The sequence below is a fragment of the Actinokineospora sp. genome, assembly GCF_050699995.1.
GTDB lineage: Bacteria > Actinomycetota > Actinomycetes > Mycobacteriales > Pseudonocardiaceae > Actinokineospora.
Window position 1 is genome coordinate 1 of record NZ_JBOHGC010000571.1, and the last position, 2,559, is coordinate 2,559.

4 protein-coding genes are annotated in these 2,559 nt (G+C 70.5%); 3 read left to right on the top strand and 1 reads right to left on the bottom strand.

Going from position 1 to position 2,559, the window contains the following annotated elements:
* The first annotated feature begins 41 nt into the window (after window positions 1-41).
* Window positions 42-872 (top strand): putative RNA methyltransferase, encoded by an 831-nt coding sequence (locus ACRDSQ_RS27725; RefSeq protein WP_431425065.1) that lies wholly within the window; start codon window positions 42-44, stop codon window positions 870-872.
* Here the strand turns inward: ACRDSQ_RS27725 and ACRDSQ_RS27730 are convergent.
* Entirely contained in the window at window positions 861-1,424 is a 564-nt protein-coding gene (locus ACRDSQ_RS27730) for a TIGR03086 family metal-binding protein (protein WP_431425067.1), read from the bottom strand. The two genes, ACRDSQ_RS27725 and ACRDSQ_RS27730, sit on opposite strands and share 12 nt — an antisense overlap.
* Before the next feature lie 74 nt (window positions 1,425-1,498).
* Between ACRDSQ_RS27730 and ACRDSQ_RS27735 the strand changes: the two genes are divergently transcribed.
* Together ACRDSQ_RS27735 and trxA are read left to right on the top strand one after the other, a co-directional pair.
* Window positions 1,499-2,089, top strand: a complete 591-nt coding sequence (locus ACRDSQ_RS27735; protein WP_431425068.1) for a TetR family transcriptional regulator C-terminal domain-containing protein — start codon at window positions 1,499-1,501, stop codon at window positions 2,087-2,089.
* 62 nt (window positions 2,090-2,151) lie between these two features.
* Window positions 2,152-2,529, top strand: coding sequence for a thioredoxin (gene trxA, locus ACRDSQ_RS27740; RefSeq protein WP_431425070.1), 378 nt, complete (start codon window positions 2,152-2,154; stop codon window positions 2,527-2,529).
* Window positions 2,530-2,559: the final 30 nt, after the last annotated feature.

Sequence of the window (2,559 nt, forward strand, 5' to 3'; positions counted from 1 at the left end):
GGGCGACACTGTCGCCCGGGCCTTCGTCGTAGGGTCGCCCCATGCTCGCCGACGCCGTCCCGTTCCTGGCCTGCCCGCTGTGCGCCGGCGCCCTGGCCATCGAGTCCGGGACGCTGCGGTGCGCGCGGTCGCACAGCTTCGACATCGCCCGCCAGGGCTACGTGAGCCTGCTGCGCGGCGCCTCGACATTCACCGGGGACACCCCCGAGATGGTCGACGCGCGCGCGGCCTTCCTCGGCGCCGGCCACTACGCCCCAATCGTCGAGGCGATCACCGACGCCGCCCGGCCGGGGCCTGGCTGCGTCGTCGACGTCGGCGCGGGCACCGGCTACTACCTCGCGGCCGTCCTCGACCGCTTCGGCGACCGCGCAGGGCTCGCCTTGGACGCCTCCAAGCCCGCCCTGCGCCAGGCCGCCCGCGCCCACCCCCTGATCGGCGCGGTGGGCTGCGACGCATGGCAGCCGCTGCCGGTCCAGCCCGCCGCCGCGGGCCTCGTACTCAACGTCTTCGCCCCGCGCAACCCCGCGGAGCTGCGGCGCATCCTGCGGTCCGAGGGCACCCTGGTCGTGGTGGCCCCGACCTCTCGACACCTGGGCGAACTTGTGTCCACTTTGGACCTACTGGCGGTCGAGGAGGACAAGCAGAGCCGCATCGACGAACGTCTGGCTCCGCACTTCGACCTGATCGAGCAGACCGACCGCGAGTTCTCGATGACCCTGTCGCACGACGACGTCACGACGCTCGTGGGCATGGGCCCCAACGCCTTCCACACCGTTGCCGCCGAGTTCCGTGAGCGAGTCGGGGCGTTGGCCGATCCGCTCACGGTGACCGGGTCGGTCACCGTGAGCGCCTACCGGCCGTCAGGCGGCTGAGGCCACCGGCGCCCGCCCGGTCAGCGCGAGCAGCCGCTCGTGCGCGGACGCGCCCTCCGCCGCGGGCAGCCGAGCGGAGAAAGCGCCGCCAGGGCCCCACAGTTCCTCGGGGAAGCGACTGACGACCTTGACCGCCGCCTCGGCGAGGTCTTCGTCGAACCGCAGATCGATCCCGGCAGCCGACGCGATGTCCCACGCGTGCACGAGAACGTCGGCGAAGTGCACCGACTGCGCCACCGCGCCGGTGCGGTCGACGCCGAGCAGCTCGAACGGGGCCTCCTGCGCCTCGTCGCCTCCGAAGGCCACCAAGAACGCCTCCGCGGTCTCCCGGAAGTCCACCCGCGGGTCCGCGCTCAGCCCGGCCTCTGCGGGCGGCTCCTGCCCCGCGATCTTGGCCAGCATCCCGTGGTTGTTGCTGACCATGTGCCCGATGACGCCGCGGACGGTCCATTCCGAGCAGGGCGACGCGAGGTCGAGCTGCTCGTCGGTGAGCCGGTCGATGATCGCGCCGGTGACCTCGACGGCCCGGCGGTCCAGTGCCCTGATGTCCATGACCCCTCCAGAAATAAGTACGAACGATCGGTCAGATAGTTCCACATGATCGTCGGGTCGTCTAGATTGCTCGCATGGACGGTCGACTGGCCCGGGGCGCGGAGACGCGGCGCGTCACGCTGCGCCGCGCCGCGGAAATCGCGTCCGTCGAGGGGCTGGACGGGTTGACGATCGGCAGGCTCGCGGGCGAGTTGGAGCTGAGCAAGAGCGGCATCTTCGCCCACTTCGGCTCGAAGGAGGACCTGCAGCTCGCGACGCTGGCCTACGCCGAGGAGGTGTTCGTCGAGCGCGTGATCCGCCCGGCGCGTGCCGCCGAGCCGGGGTTGCCGAGGCTGCGGGCGCTGGTCGACAACTGGATCACGTATTCGCGGACCCGCATCTTCCCCGGTGGTTGTTTCCTCGCCGCCGCGTCGGCTGAGTTCGACGCCCGCGAAGGCCGGGTGCATGACGCGGTCGTGGGGTCTTTCCGCAATTGGATGGCCGTGCTCGTCGGCATGGTCGAGGAGGCGGTCGAGCGCGGGCAGTTGCCCGCGGACACCGACGCCGCGCAGTTGGCGTTCGAGGTGGACGCTCTGGCCCGGGCGTCGAACGCGGTGTCGGTCCTCACTGGCGACGATGAGGCATACCGCCGGGCGGAGGCGGGTATCCGGGCCAAGTTGGGGTAGGGAATGTTCCGTGGGCGTTGTTCGTTGAACCGCAGACAGCACGCCCTTACCTAGGAGGTCCTGTGGCGACGGTCGAATTGACCACCGAGAACTTCGATGAGGTCGTGGGCGGTGGTGGCACCGTCCTGGTGGACTTTTGGGCCGCTTGGTGTGGCCCGTGCCGCCAGTTCGCCCCGACTTTCGAGAAGGCGTCGGAGCAGCACGACGATGTCGTCTTCGCCAAGGTCGACACGGAGGCCCAGCAGCAGCTGGCGCAGGCCTTCGGCATCTCATCGATCCCGACGGTCATGGCCGTCCGCGAGGGCGTTGTCCTCTACGCCCAGCCCGGCGCCCTTCCCGCGCCCGCCCTGGAGGATTTGATCACCCAGGTGAAGGCCGTGGACATGGCCGAGGTCCACGCCGAGGTAGCCAAGCAAAACAACGGCACCCCCACCGAGTAACCCACCCCACAGCGAAGCCCCGCGAACACC